This window comes from Desulfobotulus pelophilus (assembly GCF_026155325.1).
Lineage (GTDB): Bacteria > Desulfobacterota > Desulfobacteria > Desulfobacterales > ASO4-4 > Desulfobotulus > Desulfobotulus pelophilus.
Window position 1 is genome coordinate 26,627 of sequence record NZ_JAPFPW010000007.1, and the last position, 20,197, is coordinate 46,823.

The following is a 20,197-nucleotide window of genomic DNA, read 5'->3' on the forward strand; positions in this document are numbered from 1 at the left end:
ATCAGCCTCCCCGGCTATCCGCTGCCATAATGAGAGTTTCCTTCAGCACGGCCATACGCTGCTTCAGATCTTCCCGTATGCTTCCGGATGCGGCGCTTACCCGGCACCCCCCACGGGAAATCCCCGGATCAGCGGCAATATCCAGCTGCCTCAACTCGGGAACCGCCTCAAACAATCGTTCCCTTGCCATTTCCACCAGCTGGAAATCCTCAGGGTTGACTGCCACGCTTACTTTCAAAGGATCGGGAAGACGATGCAGGGCAGAAATAACAGCCCTTTCCACCACAGCCCCATCCACAGGCAGGGTACCGAACACAAGGGTTTCCGCAATCTCCACGGCAAGACTCACCACTTCCTTTTCGTAACGGCCCAGAATATCAGGCCACTGATTCCGCATGGAAAAGACAAGTTCGCCCAGCTCCCGCGCCCGGCTTTCCAGCTCTGCCAGCCCCGCCTCCCTGCCCTCTCCATACCCCTTGTCGTACCCTTCCGCAGCACCCTGAGCCAGCCCCTCTTCCCGACCGGCGGCCAGCCCTTCACTATGCCCTGCCGCATATCCTTCCTTCTGCCCATCGGCCCTGCCCCGGGCCAAGCCGTCTGCATACCCTTTTTGCTCCGCTTCTTTCTTCAGGGTCGCCCGTTTCTCTGAGGAAAAATCCTCGCCCGATTGTTCCCCGGAAGGAGATTCCTGAAAAGACACCGTACCCTCTTCGGGAACGGCCCCCTTCCCCTCCTCAGAAGGTGGCTGAAAAGAAGGACGGAAGCCGGCGGAAGCACCACCACCCTTTCCGGAAGAAACGGGGCCCGTCGCACCTTTTTCCGGAAAAGAAGCCGCATAACCGGCAGAGGAAGGTCCTCTGGGAGCAAAGGCCCGAAACCCTTCCGTTCCGGGTTTTGCATTTTTATGCAGTGCTGTAAAAGGATCCTCCTCGCCCGAATCCTTTTCAGGGGGCCGGACAAGGGGAACCTCTTCCCGCACAAACCGGCGCAATCGCCCCACATCCATCTGTTCCCAGCCTTCTTCGCCGTTTTGTTCCTTATCAGACAAGGATATCGTCCTTTCCTTTGCCTCCCAGAGCAATCACGCCCTGTTCTTCCAGCTCCTTGGCTGCCCGTACGATGCTCATCTGTGCCTCTTCCACATCGGAAAGCTTGACAGGCCCCATGACATCCAAATCTTCCAGCAGCATTTCCGCCGCACGGGCAGAGAGATTCCCCAGAATTTTCTGACGCATATCTTCGCTGGTTGCCTTGAGCGCCAGAGTGAGCTGAGCACCCTCCACCTTCTTGAGAATCTCCCGCATGGCTCTGTCGTCCACGCGCACCAGATCCTCGAAAACAAACATAAGCTCCCGGATTTCGGTGGCCATATCCATATTCTCGCCTTCGATAAGCTCCATGACCACTTCTTCCGTGCTTTTATCCACACCATTGAGGATATCCACCAGCACCTGCAGGCCACCGGTTTTACCAAGGCTGGCCCCCACCAGCTCCAGATCCTTACGCAGAGCGGAATCCACATCCCGCACCACCTCTTCGGGGACCTGACCGAGAAGGGCAATCCGATAAGCAATATCCCCTTTCTTCTCATGGGGAATCACCATCATGATCTCCGAGGCCACTTCCGGAGGCAGATGGGCCAGAATCATAGCTATGGTCTGGGGATGCTCCCCTTCCACATAGGAAGCCAGCGTATCAATGTTGATACGGCGGCTCCAGTCAAAGGGAATCTCCCGACGGGCATCTTCAATCTCCTTGATAATGGCCGTAGCCGCCTCTTTCCCCAAGGCTTTTTCAAGGGTTTTTCTGAAAAAATCATCCCCTTCCACAAAAATACTGATCTCTCCCTCAAAGGCTTCCACAAACAGGGAAAGTACTTCTTCCATCTCCTCGGGCTCCACTTTGTCAATGCTGCCCATGGCCGTGGCAGCAATGCGGATTTCATCTGGCTTCATACGGCGAAACATTTCCGAGGCATATTCTTCCCCCATGAGCAGGAGAAAAATGGCCGCCCTTCGTGCTCCCTTTGTAATCTCCATACTTTTTTTCTTGCTATCAGCCACAGCCCGGTCCCCTTTCCCGTTTCACCCTGTCCGTCTATTCGTCCCGCAGCCAGCCCTTAAGAATATTGGCCGACCGGTCAAAGTCTGTCTGTGCCAGCTTCACAGCCTGCTCCTCCAGCGGCAGCTCCTCTTCACCCTCCTCATCCGTAATGTTCACAAGAGTTCCCGGCTCATCTGGCAGGGCGGGAGGTTCGGCTCCTTCCCGAATTTCCTTCACCGTTTTATGAATGGGCCTCAGTACCAAAAGGAAAAGCATAAGCAAAAGAATCAGATTGGCCGCTATGCGACCATAGTCCTTACGCAGACGGGCCAGACCGGTCAGAGGATCTTCATCCATGACAGGCTCTTCATCCGGATTAAAGGCAAAGGACTCCACCACAACCTGATCCCCCCTTGCCTCGGAAAAACCCATGGCGTTTTTCACCACTTCCGTAAACTGAGCCATTTCCTCCGGCGTTCTCTGCACATACCGCCTTGTCATGGTGCCACCTTCATCCCTCTGCCACTCATACCTGCCATCAATTACCGCCGCCACACTCAGGCGACTCAGCACGGCAAAGGGTTTTTCCGTACTTCTTACCCTTTTACTCAACTCATAATTGACCACATCATCCTGCTTGCTGCCCCTTTCCATGGTTTCCAGAGGACCGCCCTCCGTTCCCGGTGGCACCACAGGGTTCACACTGGAAATGGCTCCCAGGGGACCCCTGAGCCTTTCTGTCTCCTCGTTCAGATTTTTACGGCTCCGGACAAAAATGGCCTCCGTTTCATTGGGATCGAAAATTTCTTCACTCACTTCCTCCCGGGAAAAATCCATTTCCGCCGTAACCCGTACAATGGCTCTGTCCTTCCCCACCACACGTTCCAGCAAGGTCTCAATGCGCTGAGACAATTCCCGCTCCCGTATACTCTTATACTGAACCTGATTCCGCACCCGCGTGCTTTCCAGCTCCGCCAGCTTTTCCTCATCACTGCGCCCCCGGTACAGAACCCGCCCCCGGGTATCCACCACAGTGACCAGCTCCGGCGTCATATCCTGAATGGCTGAAGCCACAAGGTGCACCACCGCATCCACCTTGCTCTGGGGCAGATCGGCCCCCTGCTGGAGGCGGAGAAGCACGGAAGCACTGGGAGGTCGGGTTTCCTCTACGAAAACGGAATCCTTGGGCATAACGACCATAACCCTGGCATCCATGACCTCATGAAACTGCCGGATGGTACGCGCCAGTTCACCCTGCAGTGCCCTCTGCAGGTTCAGCTTCTGCACAAACTCCGTTGTACCGAAATCACTCTTGTCAAATACCTCAAAGCCTACACCACCACCCTTGGGAAGTCCTTCTCCTGCCAGAGAAAGCCGTGTCTCATGAATGGCATCCGCTGGCACACGGATACCACTGCCACCACCCTGCAGTTCATAGGGAACCCGCATCCCCTTCAACCTGTCAACTATCTGGGATGCATCCTCTTCGGAAAGATTGGTATAAAGAATACCGAATTCGGTTTTGTTCACCATAAAAAAAAGAGAAGAAAAACCGATAATGGTCAGGGCAACCACAGCACCCAGAATAATTTTCCGGATGAGAGGCATACTGCGCCAGATGGAGAGCATCTGTTCAATGACGGGATTCATGGTGTACACTCCAAAAAAAGAGACAAAAAATCAGAACTGCATGTGCATGATTTCTTTATAAGCTTCCAGTGCCTTGGCCCTTGTCTGCACCAGAAGCCGCATGGAAAGATCCGCCTCCTGCAGAGCCATCATACCTTCATGCAGATCCAGCTCTCCTAACATCACCTTTTCCGCTGCAAAATCAGCCACATTTTGCAAGGTATTCACCTCGCCCACAGCACCATTCAAACGATCGGAAAAACTTCGTCCGGAAAAAGCGGGGTCCGGTGCCGCCTTCGGCTGAGTTCTGTCCGGAACCGGAAGCAGGGAAAAACGGGGATCCAGTGGATTCATGTTGGTTTCCTTTCTTATGGTCAAAGCAGCACCCCACCTTGAGTTTCCCTGAAGAGAAACCATCTTGTCCGGCAAGTTTGTCAGCTTGCTGGCACGACGGCTAATCAAGGAAATTCATCAGCTACTTACCGATTTCCAGAGCCTTCATCATCATGGACTTGGTATTATTCATAACGGTTACGCTGGCCTCATACGCTCTGCGGGCAACCAGCATATCCGCCATTTCCGTAAGGTGATCCACATTGGGCATGGCCACATAGCCCGTCAGCGGATCCGCATCCGGATGACTGGGATTGTACACCAGCCGGAAGTCTTCCTGAGACTGCACAACATGGGTCACCTTGACACCCCGCTGATCGCCTCCCCGCTCCCTTTCCCGCTCAAACATCTCATAGAAACCAAGATCGTCATATTTCTCTCTGGCTTCCGCCTTCTGCAGACCGAGGGGAATTTCCTCCAGTTCACGGCCTTCATACACCACCATCTTCCGGCGGTAAGGCCCGCCCTCCTCGGTCCGGGTGGTATCCACATTGGCCAGGTTCTGGGCAATGACATTCATTTTCTTTCTATGGGCGGACAGGGCTGTTCCACCGATTTTAAACGACTTGATCAGATCTGGCATCAGCTGCCTCCTTCGGCAATGGCATGACGCAGTATGGTCATTTTCCGCATCATCATTTCTGCCGTTGTCCGGTATTTCATATTGTTTTCCACAAGGTTGCTCATCTCTTCATCAATATCCACTGAATCCAGATGGTATGCATCCGCATTGTCATATACCGATGCACGGATGGGATCCGGCGGAGGCCCCGTATCCAGATGCCTTGCATGGGTCAGGGCCATCTCCCTTGGGGGTGGACCTGCCATGGCCTTTTGCAGGGTATCGTTGAAATCCAGATCTCTGGGCTTGTAATGGATGGTATCCACATTGGCAACATTGGCAGAAATCAGGCTGTGACGATAGCTCGACACATCCAGCCCCCTGCCCATCATATTGTAAGTGGCGTCAAACAAACGATGACCGCCCATACTGCACCTCCTGTTTTCCGGTTCAACCCAAAGGTTTCCCCCAAAAATATGCAACAGGCATGCCGTCAACAACAAAAAAATTGTTTCTGAATAAGCCACCCTGAAACCGGGGGCACCTGAAAAAAACAGTCTGCCAAGCAGAAAAGGGGAGGATCCGTTTAAAACTTGTCCGAAAATCTTTATGCGAACAACTCAACACACAATATATTGAGCAACTCCGCGCCAATCACAACCATTTATGCCATGACACTGGCTGCACACAACCATTTTCAGACAAGCTTTTTACGGGGAAAAAGATTCCGCATGAAAGGGAGGGGCCGTCAGACGACTTCCGGCATTTCCGGATCGTTACGGTACTCATTCAGCTTATTGCGCAGGGTGCGCACACTGATACCAAGAAGCTGGGCCGCATGGGTACGGTTTCCATCAAAACGCTTCAGGGTACGAACAATCATATGCCTTTCCACTTCTTTCAGAGGAGCGTCAAGAAAAGCATCGGGGAGGGACAAACCTTCTTCCGAATCAAAAGAGAGAGGATGTTTCTGAGTATCGGCATCCTCAAGTAGAAGATCTTCGGTCCGTATCAGGGTACCATCACAAAGCAGCACGGCTCTTCGGATTACATTTTCCAGCTCTCGTACATTTCCTGTGAACGTGACAGATCGTAAACGCTCCAACGCTTCATCCGTCAAACCTTTGACGGATCTGCCATCTTCCACATTATATTTCTGTATAAAATGGTGCACCAGAAGCGGAATATCCCCCTCTCTGTCACGAAGGGGAGGAATACGAAGGGGAATGGTATTCAGGCGATGGTAGAGATCTTCACGGAATACTCCTTCTTCCATGGCCTCCCGCAGATCCCGGTTGGTGGTGGCCACAATACGCACATCCACCCGCACAGGCCGGGTTCCACCCACCCGATCCACGGCACCCTCCTGAAGAACACGCAAAAGTTTTGCCTGCAGATGGACGGGCATTTCCGTAACTTCATCCAGAAGCAGCGTACCGCCGTGAGCCAGCTCAAACTTGCCCTCCTTCCGGAAACTGGCACCCGTAAAAGCTCCCTTTTCATGACCAAAGAGTTCACTCTCCAGAAGATTTTCCGGTAAGGCCGCACAGTTCACAGCCACAAAGGCAGCCCGGCTCCGGGGACTGTGCTCGTGGATCATCCGCGCAAAAAGCTCTTTACCCGTTCCCGACTCTCCCTGAATGAAAACCGACGCCCGACTGGCTGCCACCCTTACAGTCAGGTCCACCAGACGCTGCATGCCCGAATCCTGACTCACCAGAGTACCGCCAAGGGCTGCCTCCCCGATCGGACCGAGAATTCGGGAAACAATCTTGCCAAAACGCTCCTCTTCCAGAGGCAGCAACAGAAAATCCAGTGCGCCTCCACGAATACAGGCCACCGCCATTTCCACATCCACGCTTGCCGAAATTACCAGCACCGCTGTGCCGGAGGCCATTGCCCGCTCCAGAAAAGACAGAGGATTTTTTCCCTTTTCCCATACCCCCACCACAAGCCTGGGAAGCTGGGCCTGAATCAACTGCAGTGCCTCTGCTTCCGTCTGCCCCGGCCCAACAGTGCAACCGAAGCTTTCCAGCATGCGTGTCAGGACGTCACGAAGCCCTGCATCCGAAGCAAAAATCACGCAATGTCGTGTGCTAGTCATGAAAAAACCCTGGTTTCGTCAATCGGCCTGTCAAGCAAGGGCTCCTTTGGTCAGGAATCCCGAAGCCGGGTTTCAATGCGCATTCCCGCCAGACGCTCCCTGGCCATACTTCCCCAAAGAGGATCCGCATCTTCCACGAGTATCTCATACAGTCTTTCAGCTTCGCCCATGTTACCGGTTTTTTCAAGGGTTTCCGCAAGACGGAAGCGAACAGCATTTCGTTCCCCGGCCGGACGTGCAGCCATAGCCTCCGCCTCACGGTATACTTTCTCTGCTCCTGCAAAATGATTCTGTGCCGATCTGGATTCTCCAAGGGAACGCAGGATTTCAAACCGGAGGTCAGGCGAATCTTCGCTCTCCCTGTTTAAAAATGCAAGGGCCCGTTCCAGAAAATCCGTTTCGGCTACCCGGTCACCTTTTTCTCTTACAATTTTGGAAGCCGCCATCAGAAAGAAAGCCTTCCGCACCCCGTTTGCAGCCAGTCCCGCTGCATCCCTGTAAGCCTGCAGGGCAGCCGTATCATTTCCTTTTTCAAGCTGAATACGGCCCACAGCCCCAAGGGCTTCCGCAGAGGCAAGCGAATCTCGGGGAACTTCTTTCAGAAATATCCGAAACTGTGCCAGTGCCCGTTCGCCATCGCCGGTTTCCATGGAAGCCCAGGCATATTCATACCGGACCTCAGGGGGAATCTTCTCCCCACCCCACAGCTTCTCAGCCCTCTCATAATGCCGCAATGCCTGAGGATAGAGATGCCCTTCCAGAAAAGCCTTCCCCACCTGGGCATGGAGTTCAGGCTTTTCCATTTCATAAAGTGGTCCCTTCTCCCTTTCATAACGCCGAATCACCTCAGGGTACAGTCCCGCCTCCAGATATTCACCAAACAGGGCCTGCAGCCCCCTTCCCATCAGGAGCAGGGCATTTCTTCGCAGCGCACGGGGATCCGCAGCCAGCAGACGCCGGATCAGATCAACGGTTTCGCTGTACTTTCCTGCCTCATAACGGGATTCCGCAAGCCGCATCAGGGCAAGGCGTGCAAGGGGATGATCCGGATAATCCCTGATGACCATCTCGAAAAGAGCATCTTTTTCTTCCCTGTCTTCCAGCATCTCCGCCAGACGGATGGAGCTCACAACAAAACCGTCTGTCCCCGGATACATCTCACGGACCAGCTCATAGAGTTTTTTCGCTTTCTCCTTCTCGTTCAGAGCAGCATAGGATTCGGCAATACGGGTCAGCACCAGTGACGGTTCTGCCATTTCGGGGAAATCATTGTAGGCCCGCACAAGGGCCTCCAATGCCTTTTTATAGTTACCCGTATGGAAATGGCTGTTACCCACCAACAGCAAGAGATCCGCATCGGCAAAAACCCTGTCCGGCGTTTCCCTGATCAGGGTTTCCAGCATAGCCAGGGTATCAAAGTACCGTTTTCTCTCAAAAAGAACCCGCCCCAGCTCCATGCGGGCATCCAGGGCAAAAACCGTATGACCAAAACGCTCAACAAGATCTCTGAGAAGGGGTTCCGCCTCTTCAAGACGATGGATATTCACATACATTCGGCCGAGATAAAGTAGAATCTCCGGTATACCTGGAAAGTCCGGGGATTCTTCCCGAAGCAGTTCAAAATATCCCATTCCTAAAGGATCATTGCCCATTCTGTGATACAGCACCCCCAGCATGGCATAGGCCCATGGCAAAAACTCCGACTCCGGCTCCTTCACCACAAGGGAAACCAGCTCTCTGGCCAAGGCCAGCATCTCCGAGGGTCTCTTCACCCTCTGAAAACGGCACCATGCATCCAGATAGGCATATACATACCCGCAATCTTCCATAAGACCCTGAGCCAGAGTATCCAGCGCCTGTTCGCAATTTCCCTCACGCATACTGCGCACAGCTACCCGCACATGAACCCCGCCTCCGCAGGAAGAGGCCAAAACAGCATCCAGCAGTGTATCAATACCCCCATAGCCTTCCAGATCAAAAATCTCTTCCGTCCGAATACTTCCTGTGGCAGGCTCAACCCTTTTTTCCCTTTCTATCTCCGGACGCCGGGTCACAAGGGCCGTATCGGCTCGTCTTCGCTTTTCCAATGAGCTACGGGGTGTTTTATGAGTCAGGACCACTTCCGGATACAAAAACACCTCAAGAACCCGCACCCCTGACCGCCAACGGGTATCCACTGCCCGTATGACCGCCTTTGTTTCCACAATAAGGGTCGCATTCCCATCGGCAGACCGTTTGTAAACAATGCGTTCAATAAGAGAGAGCCCCGAACCGCTTCGGGCAAGATCCCTGGCCACAGAAGTATCCTGCAGAGCCACCACCAGCTCTTTAGGACCAGTCTGGAACACGCGCCACCGGACTTCACTGTCAAAACGCAGGGCTATGCGGAAGGGATCATCAGCAAGCTCAATACCCTCAAGGACCGGCGCGGCTGCAGCCGGAAAGGCCATGAGGAGAATCATCATTCCTCCCCATACCCGGCACAGTCGTTTCATGAATCTGGTCATCGGGACTCCATCCATGGGCAGCCGCCTCATTGTGTTCCACACCTTCCGCCGGTCCACGCAACGCTCACCCATACCTGCGGGCTCCGGCAAAATCCCGGAACAGCAGCCTGCTGTCAGGGATATTCTCTCCGGCCTTCGGCATTAATCCGCAAACACCGTGTTCTCTTAGCAGAAAAATCAGGTCCGCAAAAACGCCACGTTCTTCACAAATGCAAGGTCAATGCCACAGAACACACTGCTTCCAATTTCATTCAAAAAAACAGACCCGCAACGGATGGAGCCTGTCAGCAAAACTTTTTGGCTCCGCCAGCCCATCGGTTCAGGACAAAAAAGCCGGCGGTTTCCCCGCCGGCTCCGTGTCAGAATTCCAACACTCCTGCCAAAATAAACCAACGGGCTGATCACCCCATCGGCAGACAGTATCCAAAACGTTTGCTTATAAACCACCGGGGTTTTCATTCAGGCTCTCCGGCCTGCCCCACCGTACCATCGGCCCTAAAACAGATCCAGATCCGGTGACAGGGGTTCTTCCCGGACTATTTTCAGCTTTTTGATTTTTTCCACCAGTGTCGTACGATTCATTTTCAGCAGGGCAGCGGCTTTGGCCTTCACCCAGTCACAACGGTTCAACGCTTCAATGATGAGCGTTTTCTGATAAAGATCAACAGCCTCCGTAAAGCCCATTCCATTATGAAGCGGATTGAGAGCCAGCACACGCTCCGGCGTGCGGATGCCCCGTACCGACTCCGGCAGCTCATCCTCTCCGATAAGGGAATCCTCACTCATGACAGCCATCCGCTCCATCATATTTTCCAGCTCGCGGATATTACCGGGCCACTCATAAGCCAACAGCAGATCCTGTGCGGCATCAGTAAAACGCTTCGTACCCTCCTCAAAACGGGCCGCCAGGCGTTCGAGGAAATAACGGCTTAAAAGAGGAATATCCTCCTTACGTTCCCGCAGGGGTGGCACCTTGATGGGAATAACGTTAAGACGGTAGTAAAGATCTTCACGGAAAGCACCCGTTCCAATGGCCGTAACAAGATCCCTGTGAGTGGCTGACAGCACCCGTATATTGACACGAACGGACTGACCGCCTCCCACACGCTCAAAGGTCTGCTCCTGAATGGCCCGAAGCAGCTTCACCTGAAGACCGGGACTCATATCACCGATCTCATCAAGAAAAATAGTGCCGCCATCAGCCATTTCAAAGCGTCCCATGCGGCTCCGGTGAGCCCCTGTAAACGCCCCTTTCTCGTGGCCGAAAAGCTCTGACTCCAGTAACTCACCGGGAATGGCACCACAATTAATAATGACCATAGGCCCGTTGCGGCGCGGGCTGAGTGCATGGATGGCCCGCGCAATCAGCTCTTTACCCGTTCCGGATTCTCCGGTAATCAACACAGAGCTGTCCGTTGCCGCCACCTTTCGGATAGTCTGGAAAACTTTCTGCATACGGGTACTCTGCCCAACCAGCCCCATGAAGGCCGGGAAATCCTCTCCTGTCCCCGTATCTTTTGATATCAATTCGTTCTGTATCACTTCCAGACCCATCGAATATCCGTTCCACTTTTAAATTCCTGTTGCCAACCATCCGTTTTCTGACAGAATTCTACCCCTGTTCTTCATCCCTCTACTTTACCAGAACTTTCTCTATCTTCTCCGCAATGGCTTCTGCCGTAAACGGCTTTACCACATAATTGGAAACCCCTGCCTGCACAGCTTCCACCACATTCTGTTTCTGCGCCTCTGCCGTTACCATGAGAAAGGGTATGTTTTTGTAGTCATCCATGGCACGTACAGCTTTCAGCAGCTCAAGGCCAGACATCTTGGGCATGTTCCAGTCCGAAATAATCAGGTCGAAGTGACCTTTTTTCAACTCTTCAAGAGCCGTGGTTCCGTCATCAGCTTCCGTAATATTTGTAAAACCAAGCTGCTTAAGAATATTTTTAAGAATACGTCGCATGGTCGCAAAATCATCGACACAAAGAATTTTGATGGAAGTATCCATGAGGGAAAAACTCCTTTGATTTCCTGATTAAAGGTTAGTCCTATCGCTCAAGACAGACCTCTATGGTAAACTGTCCCCCTTCTGTTGTGAAAGGGATCGCGATCTTCGGACCTTCCGTATAATGGGTAATGGTATGGTTTTTACCACTTACCACCGAAGGAATGGCAGCCTCAAACACCTTTCCAAGGCCCTCCAGCTCCCGGCGGGCCTGCCCGGAAATCATGTTGGTAATCTCGCCCACCGCATCTGCCACCTCATTGTTCAGCTCCGTCATCGGTTCCCCAAACATATTGGAAACAACCTTCAAAATGGAACCTTCATCAAAGGTTACAGCAATGGTGCCATTGGCAGCACCCGTGAGGCCAATAATTCCCGTCACATCCCCCCTGGCCACATCCTCTTTTTTCAAAAAAGGTTTCCCCGGTTTTGACTTAACAAAGGCCATGGTTTCCAGAACATTAATGGTTGCGTTAATAAAAGGGTTGATCAGTGTTGCATCCATGCAGGATATCCTCTCTGATACATTTTTCTATCCATATAAACAGTCCCTGACTACCAATCAGAGTGTTGTCTGCTACCTTGAACCTGCCGCAGAAAAGAAATGCCGCACGGGCACAATATCCTTACTACGAATACGCCTTTCCACCAAATTCATCCTGATCTGACGCCCGTTGTTGTGCTTTATTTTATAAAGATCCATCATCACTATTATAAAGTACCACATTACGTAAATGGGTAAAGGTTTCAAGATCCATTTCAAAAAACTCCACCCCCACCCCACCGGGTACCAACCGTGCAACCCTGCCTTTCATACAAAGATGAATGGGATCTTCCATGCCGGAAAGCAGCACCTCAACACGGCACTCCATACCTTCGGACAAAAGAACGTCCGTAGCAAGAAAAACGCCCTTCTGGCTCAGATCCCTGGAATTACCCACCACACGGATTTCATGCTCTCCCGCCTGAAGACGGACCTCGGTCTCGAAGGGTACGCGCTTCATCCGCCGCCTTTCGTCTCCATCTTCCCTTCTCTCCTCCATACGGCCTCCTCCATGGAAAATCCTTATGCTGCCCAAACCCACGCCATTCATTGCAAAAAAGGAGCTGTTCAGCCATTCCATGCTGAATATGCATGCTTTTGAAATTCTTACAGACAAAGAGATGGAGAAACTGCGCTGTCAAAGCGTTCACCCCTCTCTGCCCTATTCAAAAGGGGAAAAGGTGCCAGAAACAAACCTCACCGCATTCTTCACGGCTTCAGCCAAGAAGACCTTCCGCTCCCATCTGCAGAAAAACATCCAAAACTTCAGGGTCAAACTGTTTCCCCCGGGCCTGTCGCATGATAGAAAAAATTTCCTTTTCCGGCAGCCGCCTTCGGTAGGCCCGGTCCGAAGCCATGGCATCATAGGCATCCGCCACACTGAGGATTCTTGCCAGAAAAGGGATTTCCTGACCGGCAAGACCCTTGGGATATCCACCGCCATCGTAACGTTCATGATGGTAGAGAATGATTTCCTGCTCCCGGCTCCAGAGCCCCAGTTTACCCACAATGCCTGCTCCAATGGCAGGATGTTCCTTGATCGCCTCATACTCATCGTCCGTGAGACGACCGGGCTTCAGCAGAACATCATCCCGTACGCCAATTTTACCGATATCATGCAGCCTGCCCGCAAAAAGAAGGACATCCAGCGATTCCGCATCCAGCCCCATCCTCTGCCCAAGGGCAACGGCCAGATCCGCTACCCGATTGGAATGCTGATGCGTATAGGAGTCTTTGGCCTCAATGGCAGAAACAAAGGCATACAGAGTCCCAAAAAGATTCTCGTAAATATTTTCGTAAAGAGCCAGATTCTCTATGGCGTGGGCGGCATGCCCGGCCATGACGCTGGCATAAAAAAGATCTTTATCCGAAAAACGACCGTCTGCTTTTTCCCGTACCGCATACAGGAGCCCGAATACCTTTTCCCGGATTTTAAGGGGTACAATCATGGCAGAACCCACACCCGCAGCCAGGCTGTGGCCAACTGGATTCACAGGCATCAGAAAAGGCAGCCCGTCCGTGGCCACTTCCTTCAGAAGTTCCGCCAACCTGGAATCCGGCCCGCCAGTGCCGGGCAGGGCACCGGAAACAGCGGCCACTTCCCGCGGTGCCGGCAAAAGGTCGTTGACAACATAAAACCATGCAGAGCTGGCCGAACAAAGCTCCTGGGCCATATCCACAAGCCTGCGGAAAACATCACCGCTTTCCGGCACAAGGGTAAAGGCCCCCATAATCCGGTTCAAAACCCCCAGTTCGGTGACCCTCGCCTTCAGGTCTCTGTTCAGTTTTTCAAGCTTATTTTTACGGGCCACCTCCTCTTTAAGAAGGAGATTCTCCACAAACAGCCTGCGCTCCCTGAGAACCCTTTTCACACAAAGATCCATCTGGTTGAGATTCACCGGCTTAATCAGAAAATCGACAACTCCGTTCTTCAGGGTCCGAATGGTATTTTCCAGAGAGGGGTAACCCGTCATGACAATCACAGGCAGGGTGTTATCCATATTCCGGATGTGTTCTGCCAGCTCCAGACCATCCATTCCCGGCATATTGATATCCGTAAAACAGCAATCTACAGGTTCTTTACCTAGAATATCAAGGGCTTGCATCCCATTTTCCGCCGTAAGGACCCGATATCCCTTATGCTGAAAATATTCCTGAGCAATCTCAAGAATACTGGTTTCATCGTCCACAAAAAGAATGGTCCCCGCCACAGCCTCTTTTTTCATGCCTTCGGCCCCACACGCACCCCCGGAGATTCCAGATCCACCAGCCCCGCCATGCCGCTCAATACCGTCACCCTACCCTGTGACAAAATTATGACAGACCATGAAGATAGTGAAAGTATCCACTGAAAACCTTAATTTTTCAAGATAAAACATACATTATCATCTGCTTCGGACCCAAAGCCATCAAGGAAGCGGACTTCTGCATCCTGCTATCTGTCACGGTATTCGGCCTGCGCAACAGGCTTCCTTTTCCGAACCGGTGAAAAGCCATTGTCTTTCACCCCCAAAATCCCTAGGGTACGAGTACAAAATGTTCCTGTGGCCCAGGGAAGGGAAGAGACACCTTTCATCGGGAATGGTTTCAGAACTGATCTGCGGTTATAATGGCAGGGTTTTCGGGCCCGGGAAATCCTTTGATTCCAGTGCAGGTTTTTACTCTATCATGCCGAACACATCCTTTTCAACCGGGAATCCTTTGAAACTCCCATTGCTCCGCTTACGCCATGACCTGGAGGTACGGCATCTCCCCCCCCACCTTGAGGAGGAGGTTCGCCAGACCCTCAGTCTCGAAAATCCCAAATGGCTGGAGAACCAGCGCATGGGCCGGTGGAACGGAAATACTCCCAGGCACCTTGTCTTCTATTCAGAAACAGAAAATGGAATATTCACCCTGCCACGGGGGTACACACGCCGTCTTATGCTGCTACTCCGGAATCACGGGCTGCCGTGGACGCTGGAGGATCACCGGCTTTCCCTACCGGAAATACCCTTTCGTTTTTGCGCAAATCTGAAAGATTTTCAGAAACAGGCTGTCCTGGCCATGGCATCCAAAGAATTCGGTACCCTCAATGCCCCCACAGGAGCCGGAAAAACGGTCATGGCCCTGGCTCTTGTGGCCAGACGCCGCCAACCGGCTCTGATTGTGGTGCACACACGGGAACTGGCCCTGCAATGGGTAGCACGGATCCAGGAATTCCTGGGTATTCCCGAAGAGGAAATCGGCATGGTTGGCGCAGGCCGTACCAGACCGGGCCAGGCCATCACCGTGGCTCTGGTCCAGAGTCTTGTCAAAAATCATAGGGAACTTGTACACCGTATCGGTCACATTATTGTGGATGAATGCCACCGAACTCCCTCCAAAACCTTCACCCAGGCCGTATCTGTCTTCCCCGCACGCTACTGTCTCGGACTGTCAGCCACTCTTTTCCGCAGGGATAAGCTGTCACCACTGATCTTCTGGTATCTCGGAGATGTCCACCATGCCGTGGATCAGAAAAAGCTCATCCGGGGTGGACATATTCTTTCTGCAGAAATTCAGTTCCGGAAAACGGCATTCAAACCCTTTCATGACCCCGTAACGGCCTATACAAAAATGATGAGGGAACTGATCAGTGATGCCGGAAGAAACCGCCTCATCGTTGAAGATGTGGCCCACCAGTGCCGCATGCAGGCCGAAGGAGTCATGCTGGTACTGTCCGACCGCCGCCAGCACTGTGAAATCCTCCATGGCATGCTCCGATACGGCCATAAAATTCAGGCAGCCCTGCTGACAGGCAGCCTGAAAAACTCCGAAAGAAAAAAGGTCACAGAAGCCCTTGAAGCCGGAGAAGTCAAAGTTCTTGTGGCCACAGGCCAGCTCATCGGTGAAGGCTTTGACTGCAGAGATCTGTCCACCCTCTTTCTGGCAACCCCCATACGCTTTTCCGGCCGCCTTCTCCAGTACCTGGGCCGAATTCTACGACCCTCGGGCAATCAGAAAAAAGCCCGTGTCTTTGATTACGTGGATGTCCATGTGGATGTACTGGCCACCATGGCCCGTCACCGCCTTCATGCATACGGAGAAACCCAGAACAAATCAGGGCTTGACGCGATATTACCAGAATATAATTCTTTCCATTAAGCCGCTACATAAATTTTATTCTTGACCCGCCCGAAATACCCACTATAGTATCCCTACAGTTACCCCACCTCCATCCCAGGCGGGACCGGATGGTACCCTTCCAACCCTCCTTGAACGAGACACCATGATTGATGACATCAGCCTGCAGATTCTTTCCATACTTCAGGAAAAAGCCAGGATTCCCAATGTGGAAGTCGCCCGGCAGGTGGGTCTTGCCCCTTCCGCTGTTCTGGAACGCATCCGTAAACTGGAAAAACAGGGTATTATTGACGGCTATGAAGTCCGCCTCAACCCGGAAAAACTTCACAGGGATCTCGTAGCCTTCCTCCAGATTACCCTTGACCGGCCCGAAGCCTGTACCAGCGTGGCAGAAGCACTCTCAGCGCTGCCCGACACCCAGGAAGTACACTATATTACCGGTAACGATGCCTTTCTGGTGAAACTGCGCAGCTCTTCTGTAACAGAACTGCACCGCACCGTTCAGAAACACATTGCAGGACTGCCCGGAATTGCCCGTGTACACACCCATATTGCCCTGGCCACCCACAAGGAAAGCGCCAAGATTCCCCTGGATGCCATCATCCCCTGAAGCTGGCGGTATTTTCGCGCACTTCTGGTTTCATCAATAAGAAAGGACTGAATCCATGCCCATGCCGTCCGCATTTCAAAACCGACTCTTCCCCAAACTCACTGACATAGCACAACATTTTGCAACACCCTTCCATATTTATGATGAAAAAGGGATTCTTGAAACGGGTGCCAGCCTGAAACAGCAATTCAGTAGCATACCCGGATTCCGGGAATACTTTGCCGTCAAAGCCCTGCCCAACCCCTCCATTCTGAAATTGATGCAATCCATGGGCTTCGGCTTTGACTGCAGCTCCATTGCGGAACTGGCCCTTGCACGAAGCATCGGTGCAAGGGCAGAGGACATTCTTTTCACCTCAAACAACACATCGCCCGAAGACTTTTCCGCCGCACTGGCCGATGGCGGCTGCATCCTGAACCTTGATGACATCAGCCTGATTCCCAAGGTTCCGGAAATGCCCGAAACCATCTGTTTCCGCTACAATCCCGGACCAAGACGTACGGGCAATGCCATCATCGGCAATCCTGTGGAAGCCAAATACGGCATTACCCACGAACAGGTTATACCCGCGTACCAAATGGCCATGGAAAGAGGAGTCAAGCATTTTGGCCTGCATACCATGGTGGTTTCCAATGAACGGAACCATGCCTATATGGTGGAAACTGCCCGCATGCTGCTAAGCCTTGCTGCCGACCTCCTGACCTCATTGGGCCTCCGGCTTTCTTTTCTCAATATCGGTGGTGGCCTAGGCATTCCCTACAGGCCGGAAGAGGATGCCCTGGATATTGCGTCCATGGGGGTGGAAATCACGGAGCTGTTTCGTGAGTTCAAAGAGAAACACGGCTACATGCCAGCCCTTCTCATGGAATCCGGCCGTTACATGACAGGCCCCCACGGCGTGCTGGTCACCCGGGCCATCAATCGCAAGGACACCTACCGACACTACGTCGGTGTGGATGCCTGCATGTCCGCCCTCATGCGGCCGGGCATGTACGGTGCCTATCATCACATCGAAGTGCTGAACAAACAAGCCTCTCCCCAGGACAAGCCTGTGGATGTGGTCGGCTCCCTATGCGAAAACAACGACAAGTTTGCCATACAGCGTCCTTTACCACCCATTGAAGAAGGAGATATTCTCATCATCCACGATACCGGTGCCCACGGCCATGCCATGGGCTTCAACTACAACGGTCAGCTCAGGCCCCAGGAACTGCTCCTGCGGCAGGACGGAAGCACCGCCCGGATACGGAGAAAAGAAACCCTGGACGACTTGTTTGCCACTCTGCATTTTGAAGAAACCATACTCCGGCCCTGAGCAGCCCCTTTATAAGCAGCCGCAAAACGAAAACCCTATGACGTGACCCTAACCAGAATCGAAAAGCCGACCCCCCACAAAGGGAGTCGGCTTTTGCATTCATACAGAATCAGCTGGCAGAAATCAGATGGCGCCCGTGTCTTTCAGCGCACAGAGAACAACCTTCTGCAAAACTTTTTCCTTGAAATCTTTGGGATTTTCCAGGTCCATGCGCTTGAGATAAGGCCTGGCAGCCTCCGGTGCAGAACCCATAAACTGACTGATAACCCCCTTTGCTGCAGCAAACTTACTGATGTCTGCTTTCGTTTTGAAAGTCCTCAGGGCCTTGCCGATGGTAATTTCTTCATCCGTAAATACCGTCCCAAAGGGGAAGGGACCGAACAAACCTTCTTTTTTATAAGGAGCAATAAGCTTTTCCAGCTTTTCAGGATAATTGTTCCTGAAGGCATCGGGAATTCGGTAGTCTGCCTCGATCTTGCCAGCCTGCTTGGCTTTTTCAAGCAGACCTTCCTGAAAGCGGGAGTCTGCCACATGCAGCAGCTGCTTGATAACATTCTTGTCAGACTGCCCCCTGAGATCGGCAATACCATACTCCGTAATGACAATATCCCTCAAATGACGGGGCACGGAGCAGTGTCCATAATTGAAAACCACATTGGATACGGTCTTCGGGCCTTCCCCCCGGGTGGCACGGATCATGATTGCACCTCTGGCCCCCTCCAGAGCATGGGCCATGGACACAAAGTTATACTGGCCACCGATGCCGGAAACCACTTTGAGGTTTTCCAGACTGTCCGAAACCACCATACCAGACAAGGTCACCATCAGGCCCGCATTGATGAACCGGGCATTTTTCCGCTGCAGCACCCTCAGCTCAAGACTGCCGTATTTGTTGTTTGAATAGAGCTGATTCACGTTGAGCACGCTGGTCATGTTGATCAGTGCTCTTTCCTCATCACTCATGGCATTCAGGGTATCATACAGCTTCAGGGGACCAAGATAGAAACCAGCATGGGCCCAGTACCCTTCCTTCAGCTTATCTCCCAACATGGTTCCGGCAACGGCTTTCAGATTTTCCACATCACCCATATCCGCCGACACGGCATTGGCACCATCCACCAACCTGCCATCCTGATACACCACACTGTCCTTCAGAACACCAAACCGCTTGAGAAAAACAACATCCTTTTGCGTCAGTACCCGGTGCACACCGCCATCTTCAATAATCTGGCGGAAACCTTCCGGCGTCACATTTCTGTCATCGGTAAAGAGACCTGCATTCACAACCCGCTGAATACGGATGTCATCATAGACCCTGCGGTTCATGATGCCTTCCTTGTAAAGATCCACAAAGGTATCCACCAACATTTCCGTGGAACCATAAAGACCTTTTTGAAAAGGCTCCGTTCCCCCCCAGGTATCGATCATGTCCGTGTACCGGTCCATGATACCCGCTTCGCTCAGCAGTTTTTTGTACTGGTCGTTATGCTTATGGCGAACGGTGAGACCATAGGTGATGGCATCACCGAGGGAACCAATACCGATCTGCAGGGTTCCGTCATCGGGAATCAGCGCACTGGCATGCAGGCCAATGCAGTAATCAATTGTATTGATGGATTCCTTGGGGGCACCAAAAAGCCTGTAGTCACTCTGGGGGCTTTCCAGAATGGCATCAAAGATTTCAGGCTCCGTAACAGCATCCCCGAACATAAAGGGGAGGTTGTTGTTAATCTCACCGATGGCAATGCCCTTGAACCCTTTTTCACACTTGGCCCGCATGATGTCCACGGCGTCAATGGCCGTATCCGCATTACACCCTACGGAGTACTTGAGTTCGCCATTAATCTCTTTTTTTCCCAAAAGGGCACCGGCCACATTCATGCCGTTCAGGTTCACGTCACGGGCAGCATGGGTATAATTACTGTTCATATAATTCTGCTGCATGTGAGGGTTATTCATGAAGGCACCGGCCTTGTAGAAAAACTCACTGATGGTGACATTGGGGGGCAGTTTCTTAAGGCGCATGTCTCTGGCGTAATCCAACTCCACATATCCGCCCCATACCCTTTCCACAAGGGGACCAAGGAAACGGCGCTCCAGTTCACTTCCAGGTGCAGGGGGCTCCAGAGAAAGGCCCGTGATAATACGCAGGTTCAAGCTGGGATCTTTTTGAACGCGCCGGTATACGGCATTCAGAATATTATTGGGTTTTCCCAGACCCAGCTGTGTCCCAAAAACAAGATCTTTGCCAACATTTTCAATGATAAAATCCACCATTTGTTCCGGATCATTAAATATTACAGGTTTTTTCATGCTCTTCCCCCGCTGCCGGTTTTAATGAGTAAGGTTTCAACAACATGCCTCTTGCATACAAGCAT

At 52.4% G+C, this 20,197-nt stretch carries 18 protein-coding genes; 4 read left to right on the forward strand and 14 right to left on the reverse strand.

Annotated elements, in window-relative coordinates:
• Position 1: 1 nt before the first annotated feature.
• From OOT00_RS07480 to OOT00_RS07515, 8 genes are all read right to left on the reverse strand, one after another.
• The gene (locus OOT00_RS07480; RefSeq protein ID WP_265424690.1) at positions 2 to 1,048 is read right to left on the reverse strand and encodes a FliH/SctL family protein; all 1,047 of its coding nucleotides are present in this window, start codon (positions 1,046 to 1,048) and stop codon (positions 2 to 4) included.
• Positions 1,041 to 2,063, reverse strand: coding sequence for a flagellar motor switch protein FliG (fliG, locus tag OOT00_RS07485; protein WP_265424691.1), 1,023 nt, complete (start codon positions 2,061 to 2,063; stop codon positions 1,041 to 1,043). Before fliG ends, OOT00_RS07480 begins: the two co-directional genes overlap by 8 nt.
• 34 nt (positions 2,064 to 2,097) lie before the next feature.
• Positions 2,098 to 3,693 carry a flagellar basal-body MS-ring/collar protein FliF gene (gene fliF, locus OOT00_RS07490; protein ID WP_265424692.1) on the reverse strand — a complete coding sequence of 532 codons (1,596 nt, stop codon included), beginning with the start codon at positions 3,691 to 3,693 and terminating at the stop codon, positions 2,098 to 2,100.
• 30 nt (positions 3,694 to 3,723) lie between these two features.
• Positions 3,724 to 4,026 (reverse strand): flagellar hook-basal body complex protein FliE, encoded by a 303-nt coding sequence (fliE, locus tag OOT00_RS07495; protein ID WP_265424693.1) that lies wholly within the window; start codon positions 4,024 to 4,026, stop codon positions 3,724 to 3,726.
• A gap of 121 nt (positions 4,027 to 4,147) precedes the next feature.
• Positions 4,148 to 4,648, reverse strand: a complete 501-nt coding sequence (flgC, locus tag OOT00_RS07500; RefSeq protein ID WP_265424694.1) for a flagellar basal body rod protein FlgC — start codon at positions 4,646 to 4,648, stop codon at positions 4,148 to 4,150.
• On the reverse strand, positions 4,648 to 5,055 hold the full coding sequence (gene flgB, locus OOT00_RS07505; protein ID WP_265424695.1) for a flagellar basal body rod protein FlgB: 408 nt from the start codon (positions 5,053 to 5,055) through the stop codon (positions 4,648 to 4,650). Before flgB ends, flgC begins: the two co-directional genes overlap by 1 nt.
• A 320-nt stretch (positions 5,056 to 5,375) precedes the next feature.
• Complete coding sequence (locus tag OOT00_RS07510) at positions 5,376 to 6,731, reverse strand: sigma-54-dependent transcriptional regulator (RefSeq protein WP_265424696.1); 1,356 nt, start codon at positions 6,729 to 6,731, stop codon at positions 5,376 to 5,378.
• Positions 6,732 to 6,781: 50 nt separating this feature from the next.
• Positions 6,782 to 9,196: a tetratricopeptide repeat protein gene (locus OOT00_RS07515; protein ID WP_265424697.1), complete on the reverse strand. Its 2,415-nt coding sequence runs from the start codon at positions 9,194 to 9,196 to the stop codon at positions 6,782 to 6,784.
• Here OOT00_RS07515 and OOT00_RS07520 point away from each other — a divergent pair.
• The gene (locus tag OOT00_RS07520; RefSeq protein WP_265424698.1) at positions 9,180 to 9,383 is read left to right on the forward strand and encodes a hypothetical protein; all 204 of its coding nucleotides are present in this window, start codon (positions 9,180 to 9,182) and stop codon (positions 9,381 to 9,383) included. The genes OOT00_RS07515 and OOT00_RS07520 overlap by 17 nt on opposite strands.
• A 350-nt stretch (positions 9,384 to 9,733) precedes the next feature.
• Here OOT00_RS07520 and OOT00_RS07525 read toward each other — a convergent pair whose 3' ends face one another.
• From OOT00_RS07525 to OOT00_RS07545, 5 genes are all read right to left on the reverse strand, one after another.
• On the reverse strand, positions 9,734 to 10,792 hold the full coding sequence (locus OOT00_RS07525) for a sigma-54 interaction domain-containing protein (protein WP_265424699.1): 1,059 nt from the start codon (positions 10,790 to 10,792) through the stop codon (positions 9,734 to 9,736).
• A 79-nt stretch (positions 10,793 to 10,871) separates the two neighbouring features.
• The gene (locus tag OOT00_RS07530) at positions 10,872 to 11,249 is read right to left on the reverse strand and encodes a chemotaxis response regulator CheY (RefSeq protein ID WP_265424700.1); all 378 of its coding nucleotides are present in this window, start codon (positions 11,247 to 11,249) and stop codon (positions 10,872 to 10,874) included.
• 40 nt (positions 11,250 to 11,289) lie between these two features.
• Positions 11,290 to 11,751 (reverse strand): chemotaxis protein CheX, encoded by a 462-nt coding sequence (locus tag OOT00_RS07535; protein WP_265424701.1) that lies wholly within the window; start codon positions 11,749 to 11,751, stop codon positions 11,290 to 11,292.
• 184 nt (positions 11,752 to 11,935) lie between these two features.
• Positions 11,936 to 12,289, reverse strand: a complete 354-nt coding sequence (locus OOT00_RS07540; protein WP_265424702.1) for a PilZ domain-containing protein — start codon at positions 12,287 to 12,289, stop codon at positions 11,936 to 11,938.
• A gap of 217 nt (positions 12,290 to 12,506) precedes the next feature.
• Entirely contained in the window at positions 12,507 to 14,015 is a 1,509-nt protein-coding gene (locus tag OOT00_RS07545) for an HD domain-containing phosphohydrolase (RefSeq protein WP_265424703.1), read from the reverse strand.
• Positions 14,016 to 14,490: 475 nt separating this feature from the next.
• Between OOT00_RS07545 and OOT00_RS07550 the strand changes: the two genes are divergently transcribed.
• The 3 genes from OOT00_RS07550 to OOT00_RS07560 all read left to right on the forward strand — a co-directional run bounded on the left by OOT00_RS07550 (position 14,491) and on the right by OOT00_RS07560 (position 17,819).
• Positions 14,491 to 15,915, forward strand: coding sequence for a DEAD/DEAH box helicase (locus OOT00_RS07550; RefSeq protein ID WP_265424704.1), 1,425 nt, complete (start codon positions 14,491 to 14,493; stop codon positions 15,913 to 15,915).
• Positions 15,916 to 16,039: 124 nt separating this feature from the next.
• The gene (locus OOT00_RS07555; protein ID WP_265424705.1) at positions 16,040 to 16,504 is read left to right on the forward strand and encodes an Lrp/AsnC family transcriptional regulator; all 465 of its coding nucleotides are present in this window, start codon (positions 16,040 to 16,042) and stop codon (positions 16,502 to 16,504) included.
• A gap of 55 nt (positions 16,505 to 16,559) precedes the next feature.
• Positions 16,560 to 17,819 (forward strand): diaminopimelate decarboxylase, encoded by a 1,260-nt coding sequence (locus tag OOT00_RS07560; protein WP_265424706.1) that lies wholly within the window; start codon positions 16,560 to 16,562, stop codon positions 17,817 to 17,819.
• Positions 17,820 to 17,942: 123 nt separating this feature from the next.
• Here OOT00_RS07560 and OOT00_RS07565 read toward each other — a convergent pair whose 3' ends face one another.
• A complete protein-coding gene (locus OOT00_RS07565) occupies positions 17,943 to 20,132 on the reverse strand; it encodes an acetyl-CoA hydrolase/transferase C-terminal domain-containing protein (RefSeq protein ID WP_265424707.1) in 2,190 nt (729 codons plus the stop codon).
• Positions 20,133 to 20,197: the final 65 nt, after the last annotated feature.

What these genes read in the sequence shown, in the direction of transcription:
- fliE (WP_265424693.1), bottom strand. Translation starts at nt 4,026, where the DNA reads ATGAATCCACTGGATCCCCGTTTTTCCCTGCTTCCGGTTCCGGACAGA.
- OOT00_RS07530 (WP_265424700.1), bottom strand. Translation starts at nt 11,249, where the DNA reads ATGGATACTTCCATCAAAATTCTTTGTGTCGATGATTTTGCGACCATG.
- flgC (WP_265424694.1), bottom strand. Translation starts at nt 4,648, where the DNA reads ATGCCAGATCTGATCAAGTCGTTTAAAATCGGTGGAACAGCCCTGTCC.
- flgB (WP_265424695.1), bottom strand. Translation starts at nt 5,055, where the DNA reads ATGGGCGGTCATCGTTTGTTTGACGCCACTTACAATATGATGGGCAGG.
- fliF (WP_265424692.1), bottom strand. Translation starts at nt 3,693, where the DNA reads ATGAATCCCGTCATTGAACAGATGCTCTCCATCTGGCGCAGTATGCCT.
- OOT00_RS07525 (WP_265424699.1), bottom strand. Translation starts at nt 10,792, where the DNA reads ATGGGTCTGGAAGTGATACAGAACGAATTGATATCAAAAGATACGGGG.
- OOT00_RS07545 (WP_265424703.1), bottom strand. Translation starts at nt 14,015, where the DNA reads ATGAAAAAAGAGGCTGTGGCGGGGACCATTCTTTTTGTGGACGATGAA.
- OOT00_RS07520 (WP_265424698.1), top strand. Translation starts at nt 9,180, where the DNA reads ATGAGGAGAATCATCATTCCTCCCCATACCCGGCACAGTCGTTTCATG.
- OOT00_RS07535 (WP_265424701.1), bottom strand. Translation starts at nt 11,751, where the DNA reads ATGGATGCAACACTGATCAACCCTTTTATTAACGCAACCATTAATGTT.
- OOT00_RS07515 (WP_265424697.1), bottom strand. Translation starts at nt 9,196, where the DNA reads ATGATGATTCTCCTCATGGCCTTTCCGGCTGCAGCCGCGCCGGTCCTT.
- OOT00_RS07560 (WP_265424706.1), top strand. Translation starts at nt 16,560, where the DNA reads ATGCCCATGCCGTCCGCATTTCAAAACCGACTCTTCCCCAAACTCACT.
- OOT00_RS07565 (WP_265424707.1), bottom strand. Translation starts at nt 20,132, where the DNA reads ATGAAAAAACCTGTAATATTTAATGATCCGGAACAAATGGTGGATTTT.
- OOT00_RS07540 (WP_265424702.1), bottom strand. Translation starts at nt 12,289, where the DNA reads ATGGAGGAGAGAAGGGAAGATGGAGACGAAAGGCGGCGGATGAAGCGC.
- OOT00_RS07555 (WP_265424705.1), top strand. Translation starts at nt 16,040, where the DNA reads ATGATTGATGACATCAGCCTGCAGATTCTTTCCATACTTCAGGAAAAA.
- OOT00_RS07510 (WP_265424696.1), bottom strand. Translation starts at nt 6,731, where the DNA reads ATGACTAGCACACGACATTGCGTGATTTTTGCTTCGGATGCAGGGCTT.